General features: G+C 64.0%; 27 protein-coding genes. 16 read left to right on the top strand and 11 right to left on the bottom strand.

The window, feature by feature from the left end:
* Positions 1–117 precede the first annotated feature (117 nt).
* The 4 genes from WHZ77_RS29055 to WHZ77_RS29040 all read right to left on the bottom strand — a co-directional run bounded on the left by WHZ77_RS29055 (position 118) and on the right by WHZ77_RS29040 (position 4,261).
* The gene (locus WHZ77_RS29055) at positions 118–960 is read right to left on the bottom strand and encodes a ChbG/HpnK family deacetylase (protein ID WP_375311089.1); all 843 of its coding nucleotides are present in this window, start codon (positions 958–960) and stop codon (positions 118–120) included.
* Positions 957–2,018: a glycosyltransferase family 2 protein gene (locus WHZ77_RS29050; RefSeq protein ID WP_375311088.1), complete on the bottom strand. Its 1,062-nt coding sequence runs from the start codon at positions 2,016–2,018 to the stop codon at positions 957–959. Before WHZ77_RS29050 ends, WHZ77_RS29055 begins: the two co-directional genes overlap by 4 nt.
* A 110-nt stretch (positions 2,019–2,128) precedes the next feature.
* Positions 2,129–3,106 carry an ATP phosphoribosyltransferase gene (gene hisG, locus WHZ77_RS29045; protein ID WP_375311087.1) on the bottom strand — a complete coding sequence of 326 codons (978 nt, stop codon included), beginning with the start codon at positions 3,104–3,106 and terminating at the stop codon, positions 2,129–2,131.
* A 3-nt stretch (positions 3,107–3,109) separates the two neighbouring features.
* On the bottom strand, positions 3,110–4,261 hold the full coding sequence (locus tag WHZ77_RS29040) for an ATP phosphoribosyltransferase regulatory subunit (protein ID WP_375311086.1): 1,152 nt from the start codon (positions 4,259–4,261) through the stop codon (positions 3,110–3,112).
* A 589-nt stretch (positions 4,262–4,850) separates the two neighbouring features.
* Here WHZ77_RS29040 and WHZ77_RS29035 point away from each other — a divergent pair.
* Together WHZ77_RS29035 and WHZ77_RS29030 are read left to right on the top strand one after the other, a co-directional pair.
* Entirely contained in the window at positions 4,851–5,417 is a 567-nt protein-coding gene (locus WHZ77_RS29035) for a hypothetical protein (RefSeq protein WP_375311085.1), read from the top strand.
* Positions 5,418–5,487: 70 nt separating this feature from the next.
* On the top strand, positions 5,488–6,438 hold the full coding sequence (locus WHZ77_RS29030; RefSeq protein ID WP_375311084.1) for a helix-turn-helix domain-containing protein: 951 nt from the start codon (positions 5,488–5,490) through the stop codon (positions 6,436–6,438).
* Here WHZ77_RS29030 and WHZ77_RS29025 read toward each other — a convergent pair.
* Positions 6,435–7,199: a 16S rRNA (uracil(1498)-N(3))-methyltransferase gene (locus WHZ77_RS29025; RefSeq protein ID WP_375311083.1), complete on the bottom strand. Its 765-nt coding sequence runs from the start codon at positions 7,197–7,199 to the stop codon at positions 6,435–6,437. The genes WHZ77_RS29030 and WHZ77_RS29025 overlap by 4 nt on opposite strands.
* A 211-nt stretch (positions 7,200–7,410) precedes the next feature.
* Between WHZ77_RS29025 and WHZ77_RS29020 the strand changes: the two genes are divergently transcribed.
* Positions 7,411–8,073 carry a hypothetical protein gene (locus WHZ77_RS29020; RefSeq protein WP_375311082.1) on the top strand — a complete coding sequence of 221 codons (663 nt, stop codon included), beginning with the start codon at positions 7,411–7,413 and terminating at the stop codon, positions 8,071–8,073.
* Complete coding sequence (gene ubiA, locus WHZ77_RS29015) at positions 8,070–9,002, top strand: 4-hydroxybenzoate octaprenyltransferase (protein ID WP_375311081.1); 933 nt, start codon at positions 8,070–8,072, stop codon at positions 9,000–9,002. Before WHZ77_RS29020 ends, ubiA begins: the two co-directional genes overlap by 4 nt.
* 6 nt (positions 9,003–9,008) lie before the next feature.
* On the opposite strand, the gene WHZ77_RS29010 is transcribed toward ubiA, so the two are convergent.
* Complete coding sequence (locus WHZ77_RS29010) at positions 9,009–9,527, bottom strand: DUF6101 family protein (protein WP_375311080.1); 519 nt, start codon at positions 9,525–9,527, stop codon at positions 9,009–9,011.
* 276 nt (positions 9,528–9,803) lie between these two features.
* Here WHZ77_RS29010 and WHZ77_RS29005 point away from each other — a divergent pair, with 276 nt between their 5' ends.
* The 6 genes from WHZ77_RS29005 to lpxK all read left to right on the top strand — a co-directional run bounded on the left by WHZ77_RS29005 (position 9,804) and on the right by lpxK (position 15,331).
* A complete protein-coding gene (locus tag WHZ77_RS29005; protein WP_375311079.1) occupies positions 9,804–11,195 on the top strand; it encodes a TldD/PmbA family protein in 1,392 nt (463 codons plus the stop codon).
* Positions 11,182–11,997 carry a 3'(2'),5'-bisphosphate nucleotidase CysQ gene (locus WHZ77_RS29000; protein ID WP_375311078.1) on the top strand — a complete coding sequence of 272 codons (816 nt, stop codon included), beginning with the start codon at positions 11,182–11,184 and terminating at the stop codon, positions 11,995–11,997. Before WHZ77_RS29005 ends, WHZ77_RS29000 begins: the two co-directional genes overlap by 14 nt.
* Before the next feature lie 63 nt (positions 11,998–12,060).
* Positions 12,061–12,303 carry a DUF4170 domain-containing protein gene (locus WHZ77_RS28995; protein ID WP_151644276.1) on the top strand — a complete coding sequence of 81 codons (243 nt, stop codon included), beginning with the start codon at positions 12,061–12,063 and terminating at the stop codon, positions 12,301–12,303.
* Positions 12,300–13,013: a lysophospholipid acyltransferase family protein gene (locus WHZ77_RS28990; protein ID WP_375311077.1), complete on the top strand. Its 714-nt coding sequence runs from the start codon at positions 12,300–12,302 to the stop codon at positions 13,011–13,013. The genes WHZ77_RS28995 and WHZ77_RS28990 overlap by 4 nt, the downstream gene beginning before the upstream one ends.
* Positions 12,976–14,322 carry a 3-deoxy-D-manno-octulosonic acid transferase gene (locus tag WHZ77_RS28985; RefSeq protein ID WP_375311076.1) on the top strand — a complete coding sequence of 449 codons (1,347 nt, stop codon included), beginning with the start codon at positions 12,976–12,978 and terminating at the stop codon, positions 14,320–14,322. Before WHZ77_RS28990 ends, WHZ77_RS28985 begins: the two co-directional genes overlap by 38 nt.
* The gene (gene lpxK, locus WHZ77_RS28980; RefSeq protein WP_375311075.1) at positions 14,315–15,331 is read left to right on the top strand and encodes a tetraacyldisaccharide 4'-kinase; all 1,017 of its coding nucleotides are present in this window, start codon (positions 14,315–14,317) and stop codon (positions 15,329–15,331) included. Before WHZ77_RS28985 ends, lpxK begins: the two co-directional genes overlap by 8 nt.
* Before the next feature lie 102 nt (positions 15,332–15,433).
* Here lpxK and WHZ77_RS28975 read toward each other — a convergent pair whose 3' ends face one another.
* Complete coding sequence (locus WHZ77_RS28975; RefSeq protein ID WP_015688592.1) at positions 15,434–15,661, bottom strand: DUF2093 domain-containing protein; 228 nt, start codon at positions 15,659–15,661, stop codon at positions 15,434–15,436.
* Between the two features lie 194 nt (positions 15,662–15,855).
* Between WHZ77_RS28975 and WHZ77_RS28970 the strand changes: the two genes are divergently transcribed.
* The 3 genes from WHZ77_RS28970 (at position 15,856) to WHZ77_RS28960 (ending at position 18,127) form a co-directional block, all read left to right on the top strand.
* Positions 15,856–16,680: a dienelactone hydrolase family protein gene (locus tag WHZ77_RS28970; RefSeq protein WP_375311074.1), complete on the top strand. Its 825-nt coding sequence runs from the start codon at positions 15,856–15,858 to the stop codon at positions 16,678–16,680.
* Between the two features lie 38 nt (positions 16,681–16,718).
* Positions 16,719–16,868 (top strand): hypothetical protein, encoded by a 150-nt coding sequence (locus tag WHZ77_RS28965; protein WP_375311073.1) that lies wholly within the window; start codon positions 16,719–16,721, stop codon positions 16,866–16,868.
* Positions 16,869–17,178: 310 nt separating this feature from the next.
* A protein-coding gene (locus WHZ77_RS28960) for an IS630 family transposase (protein WP_375309229.1) occupies positions 17,179–18,127 on the top strand; the annotation gives its coding sequence in 2 pieces (ribosomal slippage) (positions 17,179–17,514 and positions 17,516–18,127; 948 coding nt in all).
* A gap of 74 nt (positions 18,128–18,201) precedes the next feature.
* On the opposite strand, the gene xseA is transcribed toward WHZ77_RS28960, so the two are convergent.
* Positions 18,202–19,824 carry an exodeoxyribonuclease VII large subunit gene (gene xseA / locus WHZ77_RS28955; RefSeq protein WP_375314835.1) on the bottom strand — a complete coding sequence of 541 codons (1,623 nt, stop codon included), beginning with the start codon at positions 19,822–19,824 and terminating at the stop codon, positions 18,202–18,204.
* A 137-nt stretch (positions 19,825–19,961) separates the two neighbouring features.
* On the opposite strand from xseA, the gene WHZ77_RS28950 reads away from it, so the two are divergent.
* The 3 genes from WHZ77_RS28950 (at position 19,962) to WHZ77_RS28940 (ending at position 22,475) form a co-directional block, all read left to right on the top strand.
* Positions 19,962–21,071: an alpha/beta hydrolase gene (locus WHZ77_RS28950; protein ID WP_375311072.1), complete on the top strand. Its 1,110-nt coding sequence runs from the start codon at positions 19,962–19,964 to the stop codon at positions 21,069–21,071.
* Between the two features lie 550 nt (positions 21,072–21,621).
* Complete coding sequence (locus WHZ77_RS28945) at positions 21,622–22,176, top strand: hypothetical protein (protein WP_375311071.1); 555 nt, start codon at positions 21,622–21,624, stop codon at positions 22,174–22,176.
* Positions 22,176–22,475: a winged helix-turn-helix domain-containing protein gene (locus WHZ77_RS28940; RefSeq protein WP_375311070.1), complete on the top strand. Its 300-nt coding sequence runs from the start codon at positions 22,176–22,178 to the stop codon at positions 22,473–22,475. The genes WHZ77_RS28945 and WHZ77_RS28940 overlap by 1 nt, the downstream gene beginning before the upstream one ends.
* A gap of 382 nt (positions 22,476–22,857) precedes the next feature.
* Here the strand turns inward: WHZ77_RS28940 and WHZ77_RS28935 are convergent, their stop codons facing one another.
* From WHZ77_RS28935 to WHZ77_RS28925, 3 genes are read right to left on the bottom strand one after another with little or no spacing between them, the layout of a single operon-like run.
* Positions 22,858–23,832 (bottom strand): hypothetical protein, encoded by a 975-nt coding sequence (locus WHZ77_RS28935; protein ID WP_375311069.1) that lies wholly within the window; start codon positions 23,830–23,832, stop codon positions 22,858–22,860.
* Between the two features lie 4 nt (positions 23,833–23,836).
* Complete coding sequence (locus WHZ77_RS28930) at positions 23,837–25,015, bottom strand: DUF3696 domain-containing protein (protein WP_375311068.1); 1,179 nt, start codon at positions 25,013–25,015, stop codon at positions 23,837–23,839.
* 3 nt (positions 25,016–25,018) lie between these two features.
* On the bottom strand, positions 25,019–26,167 hold the full coding sequence (locus WHZ77_RS28925; protein WP_375311067.1) for a DUF262 domain-containing protein: 1,149 nt from the start codon (positions 26,165–26,167) through the stop codon (positions 25,019–25,021).
* Between the last annotated feature and the right edge of the window lie 225 nt (positions 26,168–26,392).

Below are 26,392 nucleotides of genomic sequence, written 5' to 3'. Positions count from 1 at the left end.
TCTCCCTCGCACAAAACAAGCGCGAGCCAGATGTAGGGTTCCATTGTGGCCCCAACAGTGCCGGCCGGATTAAATTTCGGTATGCGACAAGCTGCCTCAAAGCCTGCTTTCGGCGGGTTACCCCAGCGTGACGCCGCTGTCCGTCAGCAGGCGCGGGAAGGCATCGCCGGCGAGATAAGCGTGCTCGCGTTCGCGGACGTCGGTCATCGGATCGAGGGCGGCGAGGATGTCGTCGACGAAGCCGGGATGGCACATCACGAGGCCGTCGTCGGGAAGGCCTTCTAGGAATTGCCGCATCAGGGCGCCGAAATCGGCGGCCCGCGTGAAGTCATAGGCACCTGCAAAGCCGGGATTGAAGCTGAGGCCGGCGCTACCGGCGCGGCGGCGGAATTGCGCGCTGAGGATGTCGAGCACCATGGCCTTTGGCGAGGCCAGCCGCTGCGCCAATGGCAGGTCGCGGCCGCCCTGGCGCACCCAGGCGTTCGGGGCGCCATCGGTGACGGCATCGACAAAGCCGTCGCGCACCTGCGGATAGAGCTGCACGTGCTGGTGGCCGTCGACGAAGTCGGGCGCGCACCCGAATGCTTCCATGAAGGCCACGAGTTGCGCTTTCACCTCGTTGCGAAAGAACTCGCGGTCGAGTTTTCGCGTGAGGCCTGCGCGCAGCAGCTTCGGAAATGCCAGGAACATGTCGCCGTCGAGGGGACGGAAATGCATGGTGAGCGGCCGGAACGGCGCCGACAGCGTCACGTGCAGTCCGATCGCGCAGCGCGGGCTTTGTTTTGCGGAGGCCTGAAGCGCCTCGATCTCGCTGCGCCCGATCGCCGGGCCGACCATCATCACCGACGTCGCGTTGAGGCGGCCGCGCTCGATAAGGTCGCGGATGGCACGGTTGACGCCCGGGCTGATGCCGTAATCGTCGGCGCACAGCCAGATCCGCCGCGGCGCCGCCGCGCTCATTCGGCCGCCGTCCGCTTCGCGGCGTCCTGGCTTGAAGCGTCCTCGGCCCTGTCGGTCTCGAAATGCTTTTCGCTATGCTCGGCGACGAAGTAGATCGGGCGCGCCTTCAGCTCGGAGAGGATCTTGCCGATATATTCGCCGACGATGCCGATCATGATGAGCTGCACGCCGCCGATCGTCATCAGGCCGATCACCAGCGAGGGATAGCCGGGCACCTGCTTGCCGGTGGTCCAGACCTCCCAGAGGATCGACAGGCCGAACAGGAAGGCGCCGCCGGCCAGGATCACGCCGAGCAGGCTGGCAAAGCGCAGCGGCGCCACCGAGAACGAGGTCACCCCTTCGATCGAAAGACCGAGCAGGCGCGCGGCGCTGAACGTCGTCACGCCATGGATGCGCGGCGCCGGCTCGTAGTCGACGCGGATCTGGCGGAAGCCGATCCAGCTTGCGAGACCCTTGAAGAAGCGATTGCGCTCCGGCAACTGCCTGAGCGCTGCGACCGCGCGCGGCGACAGCAGGCGGAAGTCGCCGGCGTCCTCCGGGATTTTCTGGCGGGCGCCCCAATTGATCAGCGCGTAGAAACCGTGCACGGCGATGCGGCGCAGGAAGGGCTCGTTGTCGCGATGCGCCTTGGCGGTATAGACGACGTCATAGCCGTCCTCGATCCAGTGCCGCACCAGCTGCTCGACCAGATCAGGCGGATGCTGGCCGTCGCCGTCCATGAACATGACAGCGCCAAGCCGGGCATGGTCGAGGCCGGCCATCAGCGCCGCCTCCTTGCCGAAATTGCGCGACAGCGACACCACCTGGACGTCGACCGCGTCGGCCGGCAGGCTGTGTGCGATCGACAGCGTCGCATCGGTGCTGCCGTCGTCGACATAGACGATCTCGCAGGCCAGCCGATAGCGCTGCCGCAGGGTTTTCGCGAGATCGCAGACGCGCTGGTGCAGGGACGCCAGTCCCGCCGCCTCGTTGTAGACGGGGACGACAATCGACAGTCCCTTCGCCGCGGCGCCGGCCGCGGTGGTGGTCAGGCCGGAAACGTCAGAGCCCAGCGTCATCGATCAAGGTTCCAGAGGTAATCAAGGCTTCTTGCAAGTCGTCTTGCAAGTCGTCTCAACAGCATATGGTAGCTGCCGTTTGCTGTCGCTACGCTGAACGAACCTGAGGCTCACTGCCGCAGGAACGCCTCCAGCCTGGCGAACAGCGGGTTCTCCCGGTCGAACACGTAGTCGAGCGAGACCACCGAGACGGTCTCGGCGCCGTGCTCGCGCAGGAAGCTCGCCAGCGCATAGAGTTGGCCCGGCGGGCAGTGCAGCGTCAGCATGCCCGACGAGGTCGGCCCGCCGAACGGGGCTTCGACGCCGAACCGGCTGTGGGCCTCGCCGAGCAGGGCCTCGTCGCACTGCCGGAAGCGGGTGCGGACCTCGCGGTATTTGTTGGCCCGCGCCCTCGCTGCGATGTGATCGAGGATGATCCGCGCGGTCTCCCGCGCCTGCGGCGACCAGTTCGCGTCTTTCGAGGCGACCAGATTGGCCTGGCTGCGCAGGATCACACCGTCGTCGAGCACCCTCAGGCCGTTGGCGGCCAGGGTCGCGCCCGTGGTGGTGATGTCGACGATCAGCTCGGCGGCGCCGGCCGCCGGCGCGCCTTCGGTCGCGCCGGTGCTTTCGACGATGCGGTAATCGGTGATGCCGTGGCTCTGGAAGAAGGCGCGGGTGAGGTTGATGAACTTGGTCGCGACCCGCATCCGCATGTGATGCTGCTCGCGGAAGCCGGTGGTGACGTCGTCGAGGTCGGCCATGGTGCGGACGTCGATCCAGGCCTGCGGCACCGCGACGACGACGTCGGCGTAGCCGAAGCCGAGCCCGTCGATCAGCGACACGCGCCTGTCGGCGTCCGCGATGTTCTCGCGGACCAGATCCTCGCCGGTGACGCCGAGATGCGCGAAGCCGCGGGACAGTTGCGAGGCGATCTCGCTGGCCGAGAGATAGGCGACCTCGACATTGTCGAGCCCTGCGATGGTGCCGCGATAGTCGCGGGCGCCGCCGGCCTTCGACAGCTTGAGCCCGGCACGGGCAAAGAAGGCCTCGGTGTTTTCCTGGAGGCGGCCCTTGGAGGGAACGGCCAGAACGAATGGCGCGCTCATGACTTAAGCTCCCACCTTGCGGCCGATCCTGGTCAGCGCGTCCACCCAGACCGAGAAGCCGACGGCGGGAATCGGCTCTGCCGATCCAAGCTGGGTCATCAGCCCGTCATAGCGGCCGCCGGCAACCAGCGGCTCGGCGCCGTTGCCGCGATAGTGCAGCTCGAATTCGAAGCCGGTGTAATAGTCGAGGCCGCGGCCGAACGCGGTGGAGAAACGCGTTTGTTTCACGTCGATGCCGCGCGCCGCCATGAAGCCGACCCGGCTTTCGAACTGGTCGATGGCAACAGCGAGATCGAGCTTCGCATCATTTGTCAGCGCGCGCAGTTCGGCGATGGCGTCGTCGGGATTGCCCGATATCGACAGGAAGCGCTTGAGCACGGTGATCGCCTCGCGCGGCAGCGCGCCGCCCTTCAGCGTGGATTGCTCGAGGAAGCGGTCCGCGATCTCGGCCGTGGTGCGGCCGCCGACATTGGTGGTGCCGGCGATCAACATCAGATCGGTGACGAAGGCGAGCGCCGCCTTGCGGTCGGAGCCGGCGAGCGCGGCCAGCACGCCCTCATATTCGCTGCGGGTCGCGGTGGTTGCGGCCGCCAGCCGCTCCAGATCCTGCTCCAGGCTGATCTTGCGGTTGAAGTCCTTGACCAGGCGGCGGCGCCAGACCGGATAGAGGTCGAGCGCGTCGAGCAGGGCATTGAACAGCGCCACGTCTCCGGTGCGGATCTCGACGTCGCGGACGCCGAAGGCAGCGGTCGCCTCCAACGCCAGCGCCAGCATCTCGGCATCGGCTGCGGGGCGGTCTTGGCGGCCGAACGATTCGATGCCGGCCTGCATGAACTCGTTGGCCTGCCCGTTGCGGTAACGGAACACCGGACCGAGATAGCTGAATCCGGCCGGCTGGCCGGCGCGCCCCGAGGCGAGGTAGTCGCGGGCCACGGGAATCGTCAGATCCGGCCGCAGGCAGAGCTCCTCGCCGGACAGGTCCGTGGTCAAATAGAGGCTCTTGCGGATGTCCTCGCCGGAGAGGTCCAGGAACGGCTCGGCCGGCTGCAGGATCGCGGGCTCTGCCCTGCTATAGCCGGCCTGCGCGAACGACAACAGCAGCGTATCCGCCCAAGCGGCGGAGCCGGCAGCATTTGAGGTGGCAGTCGCGGTCATGACAGGGGTCCATCCTCCCGGCGGAACCGGGCAGGGCAAGGCAAGGGGAGACAGGCGAATTGGCGCAGCCCTTAGCATGGCCCGGAAGCGGTTTCGACCTCCAAAGGATCAATCCCTTAACAGCGTCGGAGGGTCGCCGAACCCGTTGACCGGGTGGGTAGCTCGGATTTGCGTGCGAGTCGAATTAGGTATTATAATGCCATTTCCCTCAGCATTCCGTTGCGACGGGTCTTTGCTGAGCCGCAAGTGATGCTTCGCCTTCATTCATTTGGGTCCGGGACGTCTCGGGGCGCCAAGTCCTGCTGCTTCGTATGAAGCGTCATCCGCGAGCTGCTCCGCCAGCCTGAGAACCCTCTGCCGTTTACCCGGGTCGGTGATGCCGAGAAATGCTTTGATCAGTTGCAGTTCCTCGCGTCGCGGCCTTTCGAATATGGCATCGTCGTCCATCGCCATGTCTTCCCGTGCGATTGCCTGTGCGATCGAGACGGCGCGAAACCGTCCGCCTGACGGGCCCCCCGATGCAGCAAGGCCCGACGTTACAATGAGAAATTGAGTACAGCTGACAAGTCACCGCATACTCATTTTGGGTATGGCGGGTGATCCGTTCGCCGCGGCGTTCGTTTACAACGTGAATGCTGGTTTCCGATTCATGCGCAATGCTTCAGATATCATCCGGACGGTCTCGCGACATACGCTGGCCTATATGCTGTTTTCGATTAGCGAGCTGTTCCGGCACTATGACGAATTCGATCCGCTGGACCTCTTGATCATTCACGCGATTCTCAACGCGAACGTCATTCATGTGATGAACGATCCGTCGCTGGACGAGAGATTCTCCAGCATTGATGCGGTCGAGCCGGATGTGATCAAGCAAGGAGTATCACGAGCGGCACTCTCTCGTTTCCTCAGCCTGCCGTTGGAGACGGTGCGCCGTCGCGTGACGGGACTGAAGCGGCGCAAAATTCTTGCCGAGACCAAGGCCGGGCTCATCGTGACCGAACAGAACCTGTTCAAGTTTGGAAACAATCACGAACTGCAGAAGACCAACATGCTGTTGCTGACGAAGCTGCTTCGGGATCTCAAGCGCGCCGGCATCAACGGACCGGATGACCTGCGTGTCGCCAAGAGCGCCGCGTCGACAAGGAAGGCGAAGTAATCGGCGGCATATGGATCAAAGCCATCTCAACGCAGTGCGCGACGGGGCGCACAGAGTAGCGACGGACCGCTTGTTGTCGTTTCAGGGGCTCAGGCCATCCTCGGCGCTCGAGCTCCAATCGTATGACGTCGATCATTTCGACGAAAGCGAGAGATACGCCGGCGCATCCAGCATGCCGTTGTCCGCCGGGACGACTGCGATCATGCGTGCCCGGCTCAGCTTGCCGACCCTCACGCTGTCTCTGGTGAAAACCTTCCCGCGGATCATTCGCGGCTATCAATTGACGAATGCCGCCGCCGTGGTGGTGCCAATGGATCATGTGACCTCCTCCCGTATCAACGGGCAGCCCATCGCGAGCTCCATCGTGGTTCTAACGGGGGCTTCCGACTGCCTGGTCTATGAGCCGGTGGGGCGCCTGATAGGTGTTGTGTACTTCACACCGCCCGCGCGCGAACCCTGGGCGCAATTGGGCGATGGCTATCGTCTGCTGAACCCCGCGCCCGACGTGCTCGTCTCCTTGCGCCGCTTGATCTCCGTCACGCTCGAAACTGCGGCGAATGATCCGGACTTCCTGAATGCGCCGACGTCGCAAACTGTCGTGGAGCAATCCCTGCTCAGCACGATGGAAGCCGCAATTCGAACCAACGTGAGCAGTGGACCGGTGCCGTCCGTAACGGATGGCTATCGGCGGATCGTCGCGGACGTGGAAAGATTGATCCGTCGCGATCTGACGATCTGGCACAAGACGACTGAACTCGCGGAGCAGGTGGGCGTGTCCGTCCGGACTCTCCAGAGTGCGACGCTGGCCATTTGCGGCATGAGTCCGCATCGCTACAGCCGGGTGTTGCGCCTCTGGTCGGTGCGTAGGCAGCTCCAGCTTGGCCCCGGGCGGCGGAGTGTGAAGTCCTGCGCAATTGCGCATGGCTTCTGGCATCTGAGCGAGTTCGCGGCGAGCTACCGGGCGGCCTTCGGCGAGCTGCCGTCCGAGACTCTGCAACGCTCGATGCGAGAGACGATCTAACCGCCGCCCCAATCGCCCAGCACCGCCTGGACCAGCGCCAGCGCCGCCACCGCGGCGGTATCGGCCCGCATGATCCGGGGGCCCAGCGCCAGCCGCAGGATCTTCGGCTGCCGCAGCAGCAGCGCCCGCTCTTCCTCGGCGAAGCCGCCTTCAGGGCCGATCAGTACGTCGATACCGGGTCCGCCTTGGTCATGGCCGGCCTCGCGGGCCTTTTGCAGGCACTGAATGGGGTCATGGACCTCTGCTGCCTCATCACAGAAGATGAGCAGCCGGCCGGCGGGGCGCTGACTGAGATACCGGTCCAGCGCCAGTGGCTCGGCCACGGTGGCGATGCTCAGGATGCCGCATTGCTCGGCGGCCTCGACCACATTGGCGCGCATCCGCTCGGTGTTGACCCGGGAGGCCTGGGTGAACCGGGTGAGGACCGGCTGAAGCGTGGCGGCGCCCATCTCGATGGCCTTTTGCACCATGTAGTCCAGCCGGGCATGCTTGAGCGGGGCGAAGACGTAAGTGAGGTCGGCCAAGGCGTCCTGGGGCCGGGCCTGCTGCAGGATGACGAGGCCGTCCGGCCGCTTGCGGCCTTCGATTGCGGCCTGCCATTCGCCGTCGCGGCCGTTGAACGCCAGGACCTCGGCCCCGGCGGCGAGCCGCAGCACATTACCGAGATAATTGCCCTGGTCGCGGTCGAGCGGGACCCTGGCATCCTGGGCCAGGGGGGCGTCAACGAACAGGCGGGGGGCGCGAAAATTGTGGGAGGGCATCGTTCAACGGGTCCAATTTTGTGCCGTTATTAACCGAAAGCCGCCATTTCGGGGGTAAATATTGCCAAACTGGTGCGTCGGCGCGCCGCGCTCTTGCCCTATTCGACGGGTTGTTAAGAGCCGGCGGGAATCGTAAAAACGCGAGCACGCTGTTGCGCTTCAATTGGGAAGACGCCGAACCCCGTAGGCTCCTGCCGGAGAGACTGCCTTGATGATCCGTCATTTGATGGTTCCGATCACTGTAGCCATGGTCACCATCGGTGCCTCGGGTACCTATGCGCAAAGCGCCTTCCCCGCGCCGCTGCCGAACCAGGCCCCATCCAGTTCCGCATTCCCGCCGGTCAACGGCTCGGCGCCGGTCGCTTCGGTCGGCGGCGCTCCGCAATCGTCCTTTCCCGTGAACGGTGCAGCACCTGTGGGTGGCGCGGGCGCTTTCAGCGCGGCGCCGCCGACGCAAGGCGGTCCCGGCGAGGACTGCATGAAGGCATTTATTCCCCTGCGCGAGGACGCCGAGAAGCGCGGCAAGCTGATCAAGGCCGCGAGCGACCGTCACGCTCCGCCGGACGAGGCCTGCAAGCTGATCCGCAATTTCAGCCAGGCCGAGACCAAGATGATCAAGTACATCGAGACCAACGCCGCAAAATGCGGAATTCCACCGCAGGTCGGCGCGCAGATGAAGGACGGCCACAAGAACACCGAGGCGATGGCGACGAAGGTCTGCAACGTCGCGCAGCAGATGCAGCAGCAGCCGCGCGGTCCGGCCGGCCCGTCGCTGAGCGAAGTGCTGGGTTCGGGCTCGGCGCCTGAGGCCAATGCCGGCAAGAAGGGCGGCAGCACCTTCGACACGCTCAACGGCAACGTTCTCACCCGATGACCGACACATCCGCCCGCGTTGCCGATTCCACCGGCAACTGGGTCGATACGCTCGCGCCGCAATGGGCGCGGCCTTATCTGCGATTATCGCGCTTCGATCGTCCGATCGGCTCTTGGCTTCTCCTGATGCCGTGCTGGTGGTCGGCGGCGCTCGCCGCCGGCATGGCGCATGACGCCAGCCGACTGCCGCTCACCATCGTCCTGTTCTTCATCGGTGCCTTCGTGATGCGCGGGGCGGGCTGTACCTGGAACGACATCACCGACCGCGACCTCGACGACAAGGTCGAGCGCACCCGCTCGCGGCCGCTGCCGTCGGGCCAGGTGACCACGAAGCAGGCGCTGGCCTTCATGGTCGCGCAGGCGCTGATCGGTCTCGTGGTGCTGCTGCAGTTCAACCGCTTCGCGGTCCTGACCGGCATCGCCTCGCTCCTGATCGTCGCGATCTATCCCTTCATGAAGCGCATCACCTGGTGGCCGCAGATCGTGCTCGGGCTCGCCTTCTCCTGGGGCGCCCTGATGGGATTTGCCGTCACCTTCGGGCGCGTCGATATCACCGCGCTGGTGCTCTATGCCGGCGCGATTTCCTGGGTGATCGGCTATGACACGATCTACGCGCACCAGGATGCCGAGGACGATGCGCTGATCGGCATCAAGTCCACCGCGCGCCTGTTCGGCGCCCATACGCACCAGGCACTCATCCTGTTCTACGGGCTGGCTGTGATGCTGATCGGCGTGGCGCTGGCATCTAGCGATGCGCGCTGGCCAGCCTGGCTCGGGCTCGCGGCGTTCGCCGTGCATCTGGCTTCGCAGATCGTGCGCTTGAGGATCGACGATCCCGTGCTCTGTCTGCACCTGTTCAAGTCGAACCGCGATGCAGGACTGTTGCTGTTTGCGGGATTGCTCGCCGACGCGGTGACGCGGGCGGCGTGACTTCGCTTAATTCCGTGCGATGATCTCGCGTTCTTCGCGATGAACCGGCAGCTCGCGCGCAACACCGGCGCGGCGGCGCATCAGGAATTTCGGACGGCGGGCGCGGATCGCGTTGCAGCGGCGACGGCGGGCTGCGGGCTTGCGGGCACCTTCGTCCAGCTGCGGAAGAGCGAACAGCTCGCTCCAGATCGCCCAGGCCTCGGCCAGTTCGTCGCCATCGGCGCTGACCAGCAGCGGAACGGAGAGCGAGGGATCGCGATGCACGAGGACGAGGGTCTGCGCCTCGTCGTTGCCGCGGAGCGCGACGCCGGTGAAGTCGCTGACGCGGACATTGATCGCCATCCGCATGCCGCGGACGGCACGGCGCAGCACGACGCGTTCGCGATGAAGCTCGATTTGCCTTGTGTATCCGTCGGCGCGCGGATCATGCGCATCGAAGCGGACCGGAAGGGAAAGGGGGTCGAGCCGCAGGCTGCGGCCCGACCCGGCGGGAGCGATCCCGCTTGTTGCTGTTTGACGCCTCACGGCTTTAGTTCTCCCCGCCAGGATTATGTTCCCGGTCGATGTGAGGACCTTAGCGCGCGCCCTTCGGAAACCGCTTAAAAAGGCTGGTTAATCCAGCGTCACCGCCGCTCATGATTGACAAGACCTTGGCGCACATGATTGACGAGACGTTGCGCTGAAGTCGCGAATCTGAGCCTCTTTCGGGCTGAAAATGCTTGAAGTCCGCGCCATCAGGGCACATCTGGTGTTCAGGGCCGCTCTCGCCCCGAAACCTCCCGCCGCAACAGGATTTCGTTTGTGAACCCTTCACCAAGCTCGACGCTTTCGTCCAAAGCCAATCGCGACCTGTTCGATCAGTCCGCGCTCTCAGATCTCGCGCAGCGGCTGGTCGAGGCGGCCAGGCGCGCCGGCGCCGACGCGGCCGATGCGGTCGCGGTGCGCGGCATCTCGCAAGGCGTCGAAGTGCGCGACGGCCGCGTCGAGGAATCCGAGCGCTCCGAGGGCGACGATGTCGGCCTGCGCGTGCTGGTCGGCCGGCGCCAGGCCGTGGTCTCGACCAACGACGCCAGCGGCGATGCGGTGACCAAGCTTGCAGAGCGTGCCGTGGCGATGGCGCGCGTGGCGCCCGACGACAAATATGTCGGCCTTGCCGATCCCGCGCTGCTGGCGCGCGACTTCCCCGATCTCGACCTGCTCGATCCCGACGTGCCCGCGACCTCAGAGCTCGAGCGCCGCGCGCTCGAGGCCGAGGCCGCCGCACTCGCCGTCAAGGGCGTGACCAAGTCCGGCGGCGCCTCGGCCTCCGCCGGCATGGGCGGCATGGTGCTGGTCACCAGCACCGGTTTCCACGGCTCCTATTTGCGTTCCAGCCAGGGCATCTCGGCGACCGCGATCGTCGGTGAGGGCACCGGAATGGAGCGCGATTACGACTTCACCTCGGCGCCGCACGGTGCCGATCTGCTCTCGCCGGAAGTGGTCGGCCGCTCCGCCGGCGAGCGCACCGTGGCGCGCGCCAATCCGCGCAAGGTCGAGACCTGCAAGGTGCCGGTCGTGTTCGATCCGCGCGTTGCGGGCTCGCTGGTCGGCCACGTCGTTGGCGCCATCAACGGCGCCTCGATCGCGCGCAAGACCAGCTTCCTGAAGGACAAGCTTGGCCAGCAGCTGTTCGCGAAGAACATCCGCATCATCGACGATCCCCTGCGCAAGCGCGGCCTGCGCTCGCAGACGTTCGACGCCGAGGGCGTTGCCGTCAGGAGGACCGCGCTGATCGACGAGGGCGTGCTGACCACCTGGCTGCTCGACTGTGCCACCGCGCGCGAGCTCGGCCTCACCACCACCGGCCACGCCCATCGCGGCGTCTCGTCCTCGCCCTCGCCGGGGCCGTACAATCTGCATCTCGAGCCCGGCATACCGACGCCGGCCGAGCTGATCGCCGACATCAAGCAGGGCTTCTACGTCACCGACCTGATCGGCTCCGGCGTCAACGGCGTCACCGGCGACTACAGCCGCGGCGCCTCCGGCTTCTGGATCGAGAACGGCGAGCTCACCTATCCCGTCAGCGAGGTGACGATCGCGGGCCACCTGTTCGAGATCTTCAAGTCGATGCAGCCTGCGAACAATCTCGAGTTCCGCTACGGCGTCAATGCGCCGACGGTGCGCATCGAGGGTTTGACGCTTGGCGGACGTTGACGCGCACTCTCTCCAAACCATCCTGACGCGCGACGCGGCGCTGCTGCAAGGCACGGTGCGGGAAGCGGGCGCGCTCGCGCGGTCGATGTTCCGCACCGAGCTGAAGACATGGACCAAGGGCGCGTCCTCGCCGGTGTCGGAAGCCGATATCGCCGTCAATGATCTGCTCGAATCGCGCCTGCGCACGGCTACGCCGGACTACGGCTGGCTGTCCGAGGAGAGCGCCGATGATTCGAGCCGGCTGTCGCGGCGGCTGACATGGATCGTCGATCCCATCGACGGCACCCGCAATTATCTGGGCGGCCATGACGAATGGTGCGTCAGCGTCGCGCTGGTCGAGGATGCCGCGCCGGTGCTGGCCGCGGTATTCGCGCCCACGACCGATGAGTTCTTCTTCGCGGCGCGGGGCCAGGGCACGACGCTCAACGGTCAAGCCGTGCGGGCGGCGGCCGGATCCGCGCTCGACTTCTCCCGCGTCGCCGGCCCGAAGCCGATGGTGGAGCGGCTTCATAGCTCGGGCGGCGACATCAAGCTGCATCCGCGAATCGGTTCGCTGGCGCTGCGCCTCTGCCGGGTCGCCGATGGCGTGCTGGATGCGGCTTTTGCGGGCGGCAACAGCCATGATTGGGACCTTGCGGCGGCCGATTTGATCGTGCAGGAAGCGGATGGTAGGATGAGCGATCTCTCCGGAGACCCCATCCTCTATAACCGCAGGGAAGTTACGCACGGGGTGCTGGTGGCAGCGGGACGCGATCGTCATGCGAGCATTGTCGCGCATTTTCGCAATCGTCCCTTGCCCTGAAGCGCGTCCGTAGTGCTTTTGTCGAACACTGCTTTGCCGGGCAGCCCGTTAGGAAGAGAATCCATGCCAGATAGTGCCCCGCAACAATTGCTGCATCTCGTCATCGGTGGTGAACTGCTCGATCTAGAGCACAACACCTTCAAGAACCTCGACGATGTCGAGGTCGTCGGCCTCTATCCGAATTATGCGGCGGCCCATGCCGCCTGGCGCGCCAAGGCGCAGAGCACGGTCGACAACGCGCAGATGCGCTATTTCATCGTCCATCTCCACCGGCTGCTCGACCCGAATCAAGAACCGGCGCGTTGAAAAAACTGCTTCGCAATACGCTGCGGAGCAGCTTCGTTCAACGCGCCGTGGGTATCCTGGCGGCCGAATATCTGCGTCTGGTCTGGCGGACCAACAAATTCACGTTCGATCCGGCTGACGTCTATGACCGGGTCGAGCCGCAGATCCCGGCGATCTTCGCCTTCTGGCACGGCCAGCATTTCCTCACGCCCTTCATCAAGAACAAGGACTGGTACAAGGCCAGGGTCCTGATCTCCCGCCACCGCGACGGCGAGTTCAATGCGATCGCCGCCGAGCGGCTGGGCATCGGCACCATCCGCGGCTCGGGCGACCATGGCGGTGCCTTCCACCGCAAGGGCGGCGTCGGCGCCTTCAAGGAAATGGTGCGGACGCTCCAGGACGGTTGTAATGTCGCGCTGACCGCCGATGTCCCCAAGCGCTCGCGCGTGGCCGGGCTCGGCATCATCATGCTGGCACGGGAATCGGGGCGGCCGATCATGCCTTTCGCGATGGCGACCAGCCGCTTCATCCGGCTCAAGAACTGGGACCGCACCACCATCAACCTGCCGTTCGGGCGGGGTGCATTGGTCGGCATCAAGGAAATTCATGTTCCCGCGGATGCCGACGCCGCCACGATGGAAGCGCTGCGGCTGGAGCTGGAAGAGACCTTGAACGAGGCGACCCGCCGCGCCTATGCGCAACTCGGCCGCCCGGGACCCGAAGATGGCTAATTCGCTGCCCAGAGCGCTGCCGATGACGCTGCGGATGTATCGGCGCCTGGCATCAGGCCTGGTGCCGCTCGCGCCTGCGCTGATCAAGCGGCGGCTGAAGCAGGGCAAGGAAGATCCCGCGCGCGTCGGCGAGCGGCGGGGCCTGTCCCGGGACGTGCGGCCGCACGGTCCGCTGGTGTGGATCCACGGCGCCAGCGTCGGCGAGGTGCTGGCCGCGGCCGCGCTGATCGAGCGCCTGCGCGATCTGAACCTGCGCATCCTCTTGACCTCGGGCACCGTCACCTCGGCCGCGGTGGTGGCGAAACGCTTTCCGCCCGACGTCATCCATCAATACGTGCCGTATGATTCCCCGCGCTACGTCGCGCGCTTCCTCGACCATTGGAAGCCGTCGCTGGCGTTGTTCATCGAATCCGATCTGTGGCCGAACCTGATCCTGGCGGGCGCGACGCGCCGCCTGCCGATGGTGCTGATCAACGGGCGGATGTCGCCGCGCTCCTTCCCGCGCTGGCGGCGGATGTACGGCACCATCTCGGCGCTGTTGTCGCGGTTCGACATTTGTCTTGCCCAGTCGAAGACCGATGCCGAACGCTTCTCCGCGCTCGGCGGCCGCGACGTCGTCACCACCGGCAACCTCAAGCTCGACGTATCAGCGCCGCCGGCCGATCCGGCCAAGCTCGAACGGCTGATGGCGATGACGCGGGGACGCCCGATCATCGTCGCCGCCTCGACCCATCCGGGCGAGGACGAGATGCTGGTCGCGGCGCATCGCAGCCTGGTCGGGTTCTTCCCGCAGCTTCTGACCGTGATCGTGCCGCGGCATCCGGATCGCGGCTCCCAGATATCGGGCCTGGTCACGGCCTCCGGCCTGAAGCCCGCCTTGCGCTCGCGCGACGAGCCGCCGACTGCGACCACGGATGTCTATATCGCCGACACCATGGGCGAGCTCGGCCTGTTCTACCGGCTCTCGCCGGTCGTGTTCATGGGGGGATCGCTGATCCGCCACGGCGGACAGAATCCGATCGAGGCGATCAAGCTCGGTGCTGCCATCGTCCATGGTCCGCACGTCTTCAACTTCGCCGACGTCTACGCGGCGCTCGACAACAGAGGCGGTGCGCGCCAGGCCGAAACGCAGGAGGCGCTGGTCAAGCAGCTCGGCCTGCTGCTGGCCGAGCCGACGATCCGCGACAAGATGCAGCGCGCGGGCTCAGGCGTGGTCGAAGAGCTCGGCGGTGCGCTCAATCGCACCATGACGGCGCTCGAGCCCTATCTGTTGCAGTTGACGATCGAAATGGGGGCCGCCAATGCGTGAGCCGGCCTTCTGGTACCGGCCGCGTTCCCCGCAATCCCTTGTCCTCAGCCCGCTCGGTGCACTCTATGGCGCCATCACCGCGCGCCGCATGGCGCGCGAGGGTGTCGACGCCGGCATCCCCGTGATTTGCGTCGGCAACTACCATGTCGGCGGTGCCGGCAAGACGCCGACCGTGCTGGCGCTGACGAAGCTGTTGCGCGAGCTCGGCGAGACCCCGGTGGTGCTCAGCCGCGGCTATGGCGGGCGGTTGCAGGGCCCGGTCATGGTCGACCGGATGCGTCACGTTGCGGCCGATGTCGGCGACGAGCCGCTGATGATGGCGCGCGACGTCCCTGTTGCGGTCGCGCGCGATCGCCTCGAAGGCGTGATCCTCGCCAAGTCGCAAGGCGCCACATTGATCCTGATGGACGACGGCTTCCAGAATCCGCGGCTGTTGAAAGATGCTTCGCTGATCGTGATCGACAGCGAGCGCGGCCTCGGCAACGGCAAGGTGTTTCCCGCCGGTCCCCTGCGTGCACCGCTGCAGGCGCAGCTCGCGCTCACCGACGCGCTGGTGCTGATCGGCGACGGCCATGCCGCCAACGATGTCGCGGCCGAGATCGCCAAGCGCAACAAGCCGGAGCTGCGCGCGCGCCTCAAGCCGGATGCGGCCTCGGTCGCGCAGCTGCTGGGCAAGCGGGTCCTGGCCTTCGCCGGCATCGGCGATCCCGAGCGTTTCTTCCGCTCCTTGCGCGCCAGCGGCATCGATGTCGCGCGCACGCGTCCCTACGCCGACCATCACATGTTCTCGCAGGGCGAGATCGCCGCGCTCGCAGCAGAGGCGAAAGCCGAGCAGCTCACGCTGGTGACGACGGAAAAAGACCTTGCGCGCCTGAGCGGCAGCGAGGGCGTGCCCGACGGCATCGTGCCGTTCGCGGTGCGGCTCGAATTCGACGACCCCGCCAAGCTGCGGCAGCTGATCAGCGATCATCTCTACAAGGCGCGCGAGCGGCGGTTCAGCAGGCGGTGATCTCTCGACCCTACGGCACCTGCCATTCACGCGACATTCATCGCCAGACTCTTACTGATCTCCCCCGATCAGGAGACTTCGATGAAACAACCGCCGGCGACCCTACGGCTGCGGCTTCGGCGCGCCGGGGAAGTGCCGCTGCAGCACGGCGGCCGGCGTGGCGTAGGCCTCCTGCAGGTCCACGCTCCAGTACTTCAATTCGTCGAGCGGTATCCGCGTGTCGGTAATGGCGCAGCGCACATAGGTCCCCGGCGAGATCACGCGGAAATCGCCGTCGAGATATTGCACCTGCGCTTCGCCGCTGCCCGAGGGGCCGAACTTGTTCAGCACGGTCGAAAGTCTCCGTGGAAGGCCGCGTCCAGGCAAACCCTGGAGGGCACGATGTGTTGGACGAAATGTAGCATAGATAGGGTGGCTTGTCCGCCCGGTAAACCCACCGGTTTGTGATGTTTTGTCGCCGTTTCCGCATGATAGTGCTTCGCGCGAAGGGGGGCTTGTTCCGGCACCTCCGACCGCGGAGTCCGATGCGCCTTCGATCGACCGCCCTGTTCCTGATGCTGCTGATGTCGGCGGCGCGCGCAGCGCCTGCGCCGCAGCAGGTCGACATTCCGCTGTCGTCCGGCGTGCTGCATGCACAGCTCTACAAGCCTGAAGGCGAGGGGCCGTTTCCGGCCGTGATCGCGCTGCACGGCTGCGGCGGCCTCGGTGGTCATTCCGATCCGGTGCTGCCGCGCTATCGCGACTGGGCCGAGCGGCTGCTCAAGGCAGGCAACGCCGTGCTGCTGCCCGACAGCTACGGCTCGCGCGAGCTCGGGCCGCAGTGCCGCGTCAAGGAGATGCACGTCAAGGCGCGGCGCGAGCGCGTCACCGACATCGCGGCTTCGCGCGCCTGGCTGATGAAGCAGAGTTGGGTGGCGCGCAACCGCGTCAGCCTGATCGGCTGGGCCAACGGCGCCAGCGCGCTGCTCTGGGCGGTGCGCCCGCAGAGCGCGGCGCGCGATGCGGGCCCGGATTTTCGCGCGGCGATCGCGTTCTATCCGGATTGCCGGATCTCCGCCGGCCTCGGCTGGAGCGCGCGGGTGCCGACGCTGGTGCTGATCGGCGCCGATGACGACGTCTCGTCGCCGCCGGCCTGCCGCCAGATGGTGGACGGCGCGCGCGGCCGCAGCGCGCTCACGCGCATCGTGGTCTATCCCGGCGCCTATCACGATTTCGACCGCGCCAACACGCCGCTGCATGCGGTTGCCGGCAGCAGCGATGCCGCAGCGCCCGAGCACGGCCATCTCGGCACCGATGCGGTCGCCCGTGCCGACGCGCAGAAGGAAGTTTCGCAGTGGCTGGCGCGGTAGCCTTAGTTCGACCACGATGTCGATTAAACGCAAGCCTCATGCGCAACCGCTTCGCCCTGTTCTCATCCGTATTGATCGTCTTCACCGTCGCGATCTTCCTGTTCGAAGCCCACGCCGGCGCGCCAATGCAGGCGCCCGAGCATTGCGGCTTCTGGACCACGATCGACGCGGGATTGTCCTGCCGGTAGGGCGGGCGACGCGCTAACTATCGAGACTGCATTGTGTGAAAGTCGTTGTTGCTCTCGTTTGCGACAGCGCGAAGTAGCGCCATATCGCACACTGTGCTCCCTCCCCCCTTGTGGGGGAGGGCGGGGGAGAGGGGTAGCCCAGGAAGAGGTGTATCCATCTCGGGTACAAAACGCTGTCGCTTAGTCGAGAGGGCGTGCCGTGTGGCACCCCTCTCCCTAGAGCGGTTCATCGATTGATTGAATCGGGAGGGATTCCGTCGGGCGGCGGTTTGTGATTCAAGATGCTGGCTGGATCGGAGGCCAGCATCAGATGGTCCGACCTCTTTCGAATGATCTTCGTGAACGAGCCGTGAAGGCGGTGGAATCCGGCGAGAGTTGCCATGCTGTGGCGGCCCGGTTCGATGTTGCAGTGTCGTCCGTCGTGAAGTGGAGGCAGCGCTATCGCGCGACGGGTTCGGTGGCGCCGGGCAAGATGGGCGGTCACCGTAAGCCGGTTCTGGGGCCGCATCGAGCGTTCATCGTGGAGCGGATCAGGCAGACGCCACATCTAACGCTGCACGGGCTGAAGGACGAGCTTGCCGCGCGAGGCGTGAAAGTCTCACACCATGCGGTATGGACCTTCCTGCGACGCGAAGGTCTCAGCTTCAAAAAAAACACTGTTCGCCCTTGAGCAGGGTCGCGCCGACGTCGCGCGGCGGCGGCAGCGCTGGCGCAGCTTGCAGGATCGCCTCGATCCAAGCCGCCTGGTGTTCATCGACGAGACCTGGATCAAGACCAACATGGCCCCGTTGCGCGGCTGGGGATCCAAGGGCGAGCGGTTGCGCGGCTTTGCGCCGCACGGTCACTGGCGAACCCTGACCTTCCTCGGTGCCCTACGCTCTGACCAGCTCACTGCGCCTTGCGTGTTCGACGGACCGATCAACGGCGAAAGCTTCCGCGCCTATGTCGAACAGCAACTCGTCAAAGTGCTCAAACCGGGCGACATCGTCGTCATGGATAATCTCGGTAGCCACAAGTCCCCGACCGTCCGGCAGATGATCCGGAAAGCCGGCGCAAGACTGTGGTACCTGCCGCCGTACTCACCCGACCTCAACCCGATCGAGCAAGTCTTCGCCAAGATCAAGCACTGGATGCGCATCGCACAGAAGCGCACGATCGACGACGCCTGCGACCACATCGGCAACCTCGTCAGAAGCGTTCTGCCCAGCGAATGCAGCAACTACTTCGTTAATGCCGGATACGCTTCTATCAAAAAATGAAACGCTCTAGCCCTCCCCCGCAAGGGGGGAGGGAACGTGGCTGTGCGTGCGGCGGCACCGCATTCGCTCATCGCCTAAAACAACGTCCCCTGATCCACCGGCTTGCCCACGCGCTTCGGCGCGGGCTTGGCGTCCTGCGCGGCCGGCTTCGGCTGCGCTGGCGCGCGCTTTGTCGCCGGCGCCGGGCGATCCGCATCCGTCGTCGCACCGACACGACCATCCGCGAATTCGATCTCGACGCGCACACCGGGGCCGATGCTGTCTGCCGCATGCACCGGATGGCCGGCCTCGTCGCGCACCAGCGCAAAGCCGCGCGCGAGCACGCCGCGATAGGACAGCGCGGCGAGAAGCTTGCCGCTGTTCTCGACGCGGGCATCGAGCCGTTGCAGCAGCGTCGCCAGCGCGCGGCCCGCGCGATCGCCAAGACGTTCCGTGCGCTCGCGCTGGCGGACAATCGCGTTGCGCTGCGCCTGCGCGTTGGCAAGCTTCGAGGCGCGTAAGCGCACCTCGAGCCCGGCAAAACGGTCGCGCCGCCGTCGCAGCAGCGAACGCGCGGACAGCCCGAGCCGTTCACCGCACACGGTGAGACGGTGATCGGCCTGCGAGATCTGCCCGTGCAGCACCCGCAGCGTCAGCTTTGAACTCGCCGCGGTGAACCTGCGGAAATGCGAGTGCGTGTTGGCCTTCAGCCCGCGGGGCAGCGACGCGCCCGCCGAATCCAGCCGCTGCCTGGGGATCGCGAGCAGATCGCCGGCCGACGGCAGCGCGCGCGCGGCGGCGCGCAGCTCGTTGCGGCGGCTTTCCTGGGCACGCAGCCAATAGGCGTGGGTGCGGCGGCCGAGATCGGCGACCTCCACGAACAGATCGCTGCGCACCGGCACCGCCATCTCGGCCGCCGCCGTCGGCGTCGGCGCGCGCTTGTCGGCGACGAAGTCGATCAGCGTGATGTCGGTCTCGTGGCCCACCGCGGAGATCAGCGGGATCATGCTCTCGGCCGCGGCGCGGACCACGATCTCCTCGTTGAACGACCAGAGATCCTCCAGCGAGCCGCCGCCGCGCGCGACGATCAGCACGTCGGGGCGTGGAATCTTGCCGCCCTCGGGCAGCGCGTTGAAGCCGCGGATCGCGGCCGCAACCTGTTCGGCCGAGCCTTCGCCCTGCACCTTCACCGGCCACACCAGCACGTGGCGCGGAAAGCGATCCTCCAGCCGGTGCAGGATGTCGCGGATCACCGCGCCGGTCGGCGAGGTCACCACGCCGATCACCTCCGGCAGCCAGGGCAAGAGCTGCTTGCGCGCCTCGTCGAACAGGCCTTCGGCGGCGAGCTTCTTCTTGCGCTCCTCCATCAGCGCCATCAGCGCGCCGATGCCGGCCGGCTCCAGCGCCTCGATCACGATCTGATACTTGGAGGAGCCCGGATAGGTCGTGAGCTTGCCGGTCGCGATGACCTCCAGCCCCTCCTGGGGCTTGAAGCGCATCCGGCCGTGCACGCCCTTCCAGATCACCGCCTCGATCTTGGCGCTCTCGTCCTTCAGCGCGAAATAGCAATGGCCGGAGGAATGCGCGCCCCGGAAGCCGGAGATCTCGCCGCGGACCCGGACATGGCCGAAGGCGTCCTCGACCGTCCGCTTCAGGGACTGGGAGAGCTCGGAAACGGTGAATTCGGGGGCGTTCAGCAGGGGTTCCGCGGGCGGCATCGGCAAACGATTCGGCATGTTGGGGTCAGACCCGACGTTAAGGATTTTCGCCTGATAGCGCCAATCCCGGGATTGATATGAAGAGTACTCTGTAGTATAGAGTTCTCTATTGATGTTGCATCGAGGGAGATCGAGTCATGGCGATCCGGTTGCTGCGCGGCATGTTCAACGGACTGAAATGGGCCCTGTGTGCGGTCGGCGCCGGCGCGCTGATCCTGGCTGCGATGATCGCAACGCCGCTGCAGCGGCCGCCCGAGATGCGGTCGGTCTCGGACTCCAATAAGGGCATCGACTGGTCCACCCTTCCGCCGCTGGAGCGCTTCCAGGCCCGCGACGGCACCTGGCTCGGCTTTCGCCACTACGCTGCGAAAGCGTTTTCAAGCGAAGTGGAAGCCGGTTCGCGTGAAGAAAACGCGTCAAAACAAGAATCAGGAGCCCCGTTCCGATCCCATCGGAACGGAAACGGCTCCGGTGCTGCGACCGGCCGCGGCGCGATCTTCATCCATGGCTCCTCCGGCTCCAGCGGCACCGTCAACCACGCGCTGACCCATGCGATGTCAGCGCACGGGGTGGAGACCTGGGCGCTCGACATCCGCGGCCACGGCGGCTCCGGCACCCGCGGCGACATCGGCTATGTCGGCCAGCTCGAGGACGACCTCGTCGATTTCGTCGCCGAGGTGCGCAAGACCGCGCCGGATCTGCCGCTCACTTTGGTCGGCCATTCCGCCGGCGCCGGCTTCTCGCTGCGCGTCGCCGCCACGCCGATCATGCAAGACATGTTCGTCCGCACCGTGCTGCTCGCGCCCTATCTCGGCTACGACGCACCGACCAACCGGCCGAACTCCGGCGGCTGGGCCAGTGCCGACATCCCGCGCTTCCTCGGCCTCGCCGCGCTGCGCAAGCTCGGCATCGACTGCTGCTCGCAGCTCCCGGTGCTGGCCCTGGCGGTGCGCCCGAACATGGAGAAGATCCTCGTCTCAACCTACTCCGATCGCCTGATGCGCAATTACGCGACGCGCGGCTATCGCCTCGATTTGCCGGCGGTGACCCACCCGATGACGATCTTCGGCGGCGCCGAAGACGAGATGATGATCTCCGATAAATATGCGGAAACCGTGCAGGCGATCAAACCGTCGGTCGACGTCAAGCTGCTCGACGGCATCAACCACATGGGCATCGTCACCAACCCGAAGGCGGTCAACGCGATCGCCGAGGACGTCGCAACGCGCGGAGCAGGGCAGTCATGATGCGATCCGCTGGCGGCATGCCATGCGCATACCGGAGCGGCTTGCCTGCGCTGCCACTGAGCCTCATCCTGAGGAGACCGCGAAGCGGTCGTCTCGAAGGACGAGGCGCTTGCTCCGCTGCCTCCGAGCCCGCAGCCATCCTTCGAGACGCCCGCCTGCGGCGGGCCCTCAGGATGAGGGCGGAGTTTGCGGCGGTCGCTTCAACGGGGACCGGTGCATCTGAGCCTCATCCAAAGGCAAAGCTGCCGCTGAGCCTCATCCTGAGGAGACCGCGAAGCGGTCGTCTCGAAGGACGAGGCGCGCGCTCAGCCGTCACCGAGCCCGCGGCCATCCTTCGAGACGCCCGTCTTCGGCGGGCCCTCAGGATGAGGACGGAGTTTGCGGCGGTCGCTTCGATGGGGACCGGTGCAGCCGAGCCTCAATCCAAAAGCAAACCTGCCCCTGAGCCTCATCCTGAGGAGACCGCTGCAAGCGGTCGTCTCGAAGGACGAGGCGCTTGCTCCGCTGCCACCGCGCATAACCCGCCAGCCCAGCACCTGAAAGAGCCGACATGATCGACAGCAAGGAAGCCTCCGCAGCGCTGGCCGACATCGACGACATCGTCCAGCGCGTCAAGCAATCGCAGCTCTATGAACTGGCGAGCCTGGCTGCGATCTGGTGGGGCGTCCTGGTATTCGCGGGCAATCTCGTCACCTGGCTCTGGCCGGCCTGGGCGGTCCACGCCTGGATTGCCGTGGACGTCGTGGGTGTCATCGGTCTGGTCGGGCTCCGCATGCTCAATCCGCCGCATCACCCGCGCGGGGCCGGCTTCGATGTCCGGTTGCTGCTGGTCTTCCTGTCGTTCTTCGCCTTCGGCTACCTCTGCACTGACGTCATCGGCCATTTCGGCCCGCGCCAGTTAGGGGCGTTCTGGCCGCTCTACTTCATGCTGTTCTACACGCTGGCGGGACTCTGGTTCGGCTACGCCTTCGTGGCGATCGGTCTCGGCATCTCTGCCCTGACGCTGGTCGGCTTCTTCTACATCGGCGAGGCGTTCCCGCTCTGGATGGCCTTCGTCAACGGTGGCGGCCTGATCCTCGGCGGCCTCTGGATGCGGCGGATCTGATGGCCGAGCTCGACGACATCATCCACCAGCCGCTGCGGCTGAAGATCATGGCGGCGCTGAATGCGCTGCCCGTGTCCGCCGGCCTCGAATTCTCCCGCCTCAAGAAGCTCACCGGCGCCACCGACGGCAATCTCGGCGCCCATATCGAGACCCTGGCCAAGGCCGGCTACGTCTCGGTGGAGAAGGCGTTTGTGGGGAAGAAGCCGCAGACGACGGTGACGGCGACCGCGGCGGGCCGCGGGGCGTTCGCGCGGCATGTCGCGACGCTGCAGGAGATCATTGCGGGGAGGCAGAGCTAGGCGATCGGCAAGACTGGTAGAGTTGGGTGGGTACCACGAACCACCGACGTCGGCACTGAAAAGACTAGCGAGCTCGCGTTAGCGCCAGGTTCTTCTGTAGCAGCGATTTGCAATTCTCGGCTGAACCTCGGTTCTTGCCGCAATCATTATGCAGAAAGTGGCGCTCACTAGGGGGTGTCGCAACCTACCAAGTCCGGCGTCTCTGAGTCGGTCAGAACGAAGGTGTCGGACGTCACAACCTGATAGGCTGTTAGAACGAGCTCTAGATGCTCACGTTTCGAGCTCTCGCTTGCCATTCCCATCGGACATTTTCGACGCCCCTAGGATCAATCACCCGATCATGAGAGCCGCTAGTAAGCAGAGTTGAATAGCGTAACTAGGCTCAGGTGGGCTGTGACGAAATCGGAAGATGACGCCCAACATAGCCTACTTCGATTTTCTTCTCATTGTCATGCAAGAAGACATGCACCCGATGAGTTCTATCGACCCATACGTGATCCTCGAAAGTACGACTAACGCCATCTTCACCGCGAAACTTACGCGCGTTGGCATATCTTGCCATCGTCGCTACAGACTCACGAGTGATCGGAGGCAACATCGCTGGCGGCCGCTCGTTGGCCGACTCTCGCCATGCCCGCGCGAGGCTATCAAGTTCGGATAAGCGCCGAAACAGGAGAGCCAGAAGCACGGCGCTAAACTTTCCAATTTGAGCCTCGACATCCAAACCGAAGGCCAGGTGTGGAAACGCTTCGGCTTTTTTTTCCCAGAAGTTTCTTGCGGTTAAATCAACTCGCACGAGTTGCGTCCGACGATCAGCTATTGCGACCGCATGGCCTGGAATCGCAATGTGATCGAAGCAATAAGGGATTTCATTCGACAAGAAGCCCATTGAGTCGAAGTCCCACAGCCCGTTCCTGAGAAGGCCCACGAGGATAGAGTTCGTAACAGCGCACAAAACCGAATCGAGGCCAGCTGCCTGAACACTGGCAAATGTCTGCTCATACCCAGTAGCGGGGCCTTCTGGCACGATCTGAAGCAGTTCATCGATGATACTGCCTTCCAAACCCGCGTCTGATGGAATTGCTCTGCTAAGCTGGTCGAAAAACGTCGCGTAATCGTGATGAATGGTGCCGTAGAAGGCATTTGCCATTTCGCCGAGAGTGATCTCGGAGCCGTCAGCATGACGAACCAGAACGACGCACCAAGGATCATTCGGTAGTCTGAACGTTGGAAGCACCTCGCTCGCAGCATCCAGTGCCGCTAGCCCCTCTAGCATCGAAGCCAGGTGTGGTTCTGCCTCTGCCCTGGTGGGATACGGAGGATTGATTGTCGCCGAATTAAAGACGTAATCCGCCATGACATCACTGCTTCGGGCGCAACAGACGGGCGATATTGCGGCGACTCTGATCAAAGAACCCAGACGGCCACTCGCTAAGCTTTCCCTCCGAGTCCAGCGTTGGACTGCTAACTCCGATTTCTCCGGATGTTCTCTGGAAATAATGAAAGGCGGCGCTACCGGAACTTAGAATTCCGTCGCGAACGGCGATACGAGCTCCGTCCATGACATGATCGGAATGCGTCTCGACTACAAGCTGTACTCCGGCCGCAGCTGCTCTAGCGCAAAGCTCACCCAATTTTGTCTGCCCCTGAGGGTGCAGATGTGCTTCCGGATTTTCGATTAGAACCAATCCACCGGGCGGCGTCGCCAACAATGCCACAAGAACTGGCAAAACGTATGACAGTCCAAATCCAACGTTCGTTGCGCGATAATCCCGGCTTCGAAGCTGACCGGCTGATCCGAAAGAAAAACCGCTTACAACTAAATCAGCATCCGGAATTGCCTTGATCGATAGATTAACGCCGGGGCTTATTTCTCCAAGCCACACTTCTATCTGATCTCGCAGCCGTTCGCTGGGTGCGGATACAAAACGGGGGTCCGAAGGTTGAATTCGGATGGCATCTTGGAACATGTGAAGCACGTGCAGCGTGTATTCGCCCTGACTACCAAGAACCAAAGGAGACGCTGGCGAATGCAACATGGGTGCAAACTTACGCGGACCGTTCCGCTCCGCACCAAGATATTGAAAATTGCCTATGTGATCAGTACGCAAGTTCCTCGAGAATATTGAGCCGCCGCTTTGTTGTTCAACAACTTCGATGGAGGACCGAATGCTTTCCTCATCACCGAACAGAGTCATGCTATTCTCGGCAATCACAACAAAATTAAACTGGGCAACGCGGGAGGGATTTTTTCCAAACCTATTCCGCCGACCGAACGAAAGCCGAATTCCCAAAACGTCTTCTCTGGCCCGCTCGAACCAAATATCAGTTACAGCCCCCAGTTGGACTAGCTCGCCGGCGGTTAATAGAGTCCCTCGTCGAAGAATTCCGTCTAGATAGGACTGCCGCAGCAGAAGCAAACTTTGGATCACGCTGCTCTTTCCCATGCCATTGAGCCCGGTAAGTAAGGTGAGCGGCGCCAGACGAATGCGCTGATCGGCAAAGCACTTGAAGTTTATGAGATGCAGCTCGTCAATCATGATTTACTCCGGCAGAAATTGGTGGACTAGTCGTCCTACCTCGCCAAATCTCGTGGAGACACGACGAGGTACTCCGGTCGAATACGAGATCGCGATGACGAACTCCGGATCATCTCGCACTAGCGCTTGAAAGCCATCGCGCACGGCTTGCCTTTGCTCGACAAGACGCGAAATTGCGTTGTCATTTAGACAGGCGAGATTAACGCTCCATGCCTCAAACAAGGGTTTGCTGACTGGATTTCTGCCTCCACCCAAAATTCTTGGCTTGCGAAACGCATCTCCCTCGAAAATGCTTGTCGCCGCTTTCATCGCACGCCTGAATTCCATCCCTAACCGGTCTCTTCCTTCCTGAGGCATCGCGTTGAGCTGCAGCATTGCGTCATTCAAAAATGCGTCCAAGTCATTCACTTTATATTCCGTCCAAGGCGTTATTCTGAACGCCAAGAAACGCAAAACCATTTCCTGCGCATCCATTCTCTCATCACGAACTCGATTGTCGGTTGCAGATTTAAATTCGGCGCTATCCGCCAAACCGCGCAAGAATTCGCGTACGGGACCTTTATGCAGGGCATTGCGTATTTCCTGCCCGGTGAGAGGGGTGCCGCCGGTATTGATGCGCTTGAAAATGTTTATCATGACCTCTTCGGGAGTACCGGGCTGGATCACGTTGATAACCAACTCGGTCTCTTCAATACGCCGCTGCATTGACCTATCAAGGCGGCCGAAGGTCAGGCCATCCAAAGCATCTAGATATTCGAGCCCCGTGAGCGGAAACACGCCCTTCATAAAATCAAAGATTGTAGTCAATCGTTGCAAGCCGTCTACCACCGCCCAATCGTCACGTTGATTTGCTGCTACATAGAAGACGGGCAGCGGAATACGAAGAAGCAATGATTCGATTAGTTGGCTTTTTCTTCGTGGATGCCAGACCCGGGCTCGGCGCTGAAATTCAGGAGCGAGGTCCACTTCCCCATGATCGATCCTCCGAATGATCAGATCAATCGTTTTTCTTTCGGTCGTTACTTTTATCTTGTCGGGATCAAAAGGCTTGTCAATGATCCAGCCTTGATCCAGCCGCTCTTCTTCAACGCCCAGCGCGGTCGAAACAGCCTCATCGACAAGCGTTTCCTTATCCAACTCTACATCCGTCATGGCATCACCAGTTTTGGTCAACGTGTCCGGCGCAAGTGTATCAGCTGCACTCTGTTTGCCTCGTGCACAAGAAGTAACCTCAAATAAGAGTGCCGTCTGTATAACAGTAGCAGCTTCGGCAATGTTCGTATTCCGCCGAAAGCGGAATAATTTGCGAGTGTCGCCAACCGGTGCGCATGGCATGGCACGATGAATCCGAACTCGCCCCCCCAAGGGACTGGCCGG

The sequence above is a fragment of the Bradyrhizobium sp. A5 genome, assembly GCF_042076515.1.
Lineage (GTDB): Bacteria > Pseudomonadota > Alphaproteobacteria > Rhizobiales > Xanthobacteraceae > Bradyrhizobium > Bradyrhizobium cosmicum.
This window is presented reverse-complemented; position numbering and strand designations above follow the sequence as displayed.

Excerpts from the sequence above, each read along its gene's own strand:
- WHZ77_RS29055 (WP_375311089.1), bottom strand. The coding sequence starts at position 960 with ATGAGCGCGGCGGCGCCGCGGCGGATCTGGCTGTGCGCCGACGATTAC.
- WHZ77_RS29050 (WP_375311088.1), bottom strand. The coding sequence starts at position 2,018 with ATGACGCTGGGCTCTGACGTTTCCGGCCTGACCACCACCGCGGCCGGC.
- hisG (WP_375311087.1), bottom strand. The coding sequence starts at position 3,106 with ATGAGCGCGCCATTCGTTCTGGCCGTTCCCTCCAAGGGCCGCCTCCAG.
- WHZ77_RS29040 (WP_375311086.1), bottom strand. The coding sequence starts at position 4,261 with ATGACCGCGACTGCCACCTCAAATGCTGCCGGCTCCGCCGCTTGGGCG.
- WHZ77_RS29035 (WP_375311085.1), top strand. The coding sequence starts at position 4,851 with ATGGCGGGTGATCCGTTCGCCGCGGCGTTCGTTTACAACGTGAATGCT.
- WHZ77_RS29025 (WP_375311083.1), bottom strand. The coding sequence starts at position 7,199 with ATGCCCTCCCACAATTTTCGCGCCCCCCGCCTGTTCGTTGACGCCCCC.
- WHZ77_RS29020 (WP_375311082.1), top strand. The coding sequence starts at position 7,411 with ATGATCCGTCATTTGATGGTTCCGATCACTGTAGCCATGGTCACCATC.
- ubiA (WP_375311081.1), top strand. The coding sequence starts at position 8,070 with ATGACCGACACATCCGCCCGCGTTGCCGATTCCACCGGCAACTGGGTC.
- WHZ77_RS28995 (WP_151644276.1), top strand. The coding sequence starts at position 12,061 with ATGCCAGATAGTGCCCCGCAACAATTGCTGCATCTCGTCATCGGTGGT.
- WHZ77_RS28985 (WP_375311076.1), top strand. The coding sequence starts at position 12,976 with ATGCGCAACTCGGCCGCCCGGGACCCGAAGATGGCTAATTCGCTGCCC.
- lpxK (WP_375311075.1), top strand. The coding sequence starts at position 14,315 with ATGCGTGAGCCGGCCTTCTGGTACCGGCCGCGTTCCCCGCAATCCCTT.
- WHZ77_RS28970 (WP_375311074.1), top strand. The coding sequence starts at position 15,856 with ATGCGCCTTCGATCGACCGCCCTGTTCCTGATGCTGCTGATGTCGGCG.
- WHZ77_RS28965 (WP_375311073.1), top strand. The coding sequence starts at position 16,719 with ATGCGCAACCGCTTCGCCCTGTTCTCATCCGTATTGATCGTCTTCACC.
- xseA (WP_375314835.1), bottom strand. The coding sequence starts at position 19,824 with ATGCCGCCCGCGGAACCCCTGCTGAACGCCCCCGAATTCACCGTTTCC.
- WHZ77_RS28950 (WP_375311072.1), top strand. The coding sequence starts at position 19,962 with ATGGCGATCCGGTTGCTGCGCGGCATGTTCAACGGACTGAAATGGGCC.
- WHZ77_RS28945 (WP_375311071.1), top strand. The coding sequence starts at position 21,622 with ATGATCGACAGCAAGGAAGCCTCCGCAGCGCTGGCCGACATCGACGAC.
- WHZ77_RS28940 (WP_375311070.1), top strand. The coding sequence starts at position 22,176 with ATGGCCGAGCTCGACGACATCATCCACCAGCCGCTGCGGCTGAAGATC.
- WHZ77_RS28935 (WP_375311069.1), bottom strand. The coding sequence starts at position 23,832 with ATGGCGGATTACGTCTTTAATTCGGCGACAATCAATCCTCCGTATCCC.
- WHZ77_RS28930 (WP_375311068.1), bottom strand. The coding sequence starts at position 25,015 with ATGATTGACGAGCTGCATCTCATAAACTTCAAGTGCTTTGCCGATCAG.
- WHZ77_RS28925 (WP_375311067.1), bottom strand. The coding sequence starts at position 26,167 with ATGACGGATGTAGAGTTGGATAAGGAAACGCTTGTCGATGAGGCTGTT.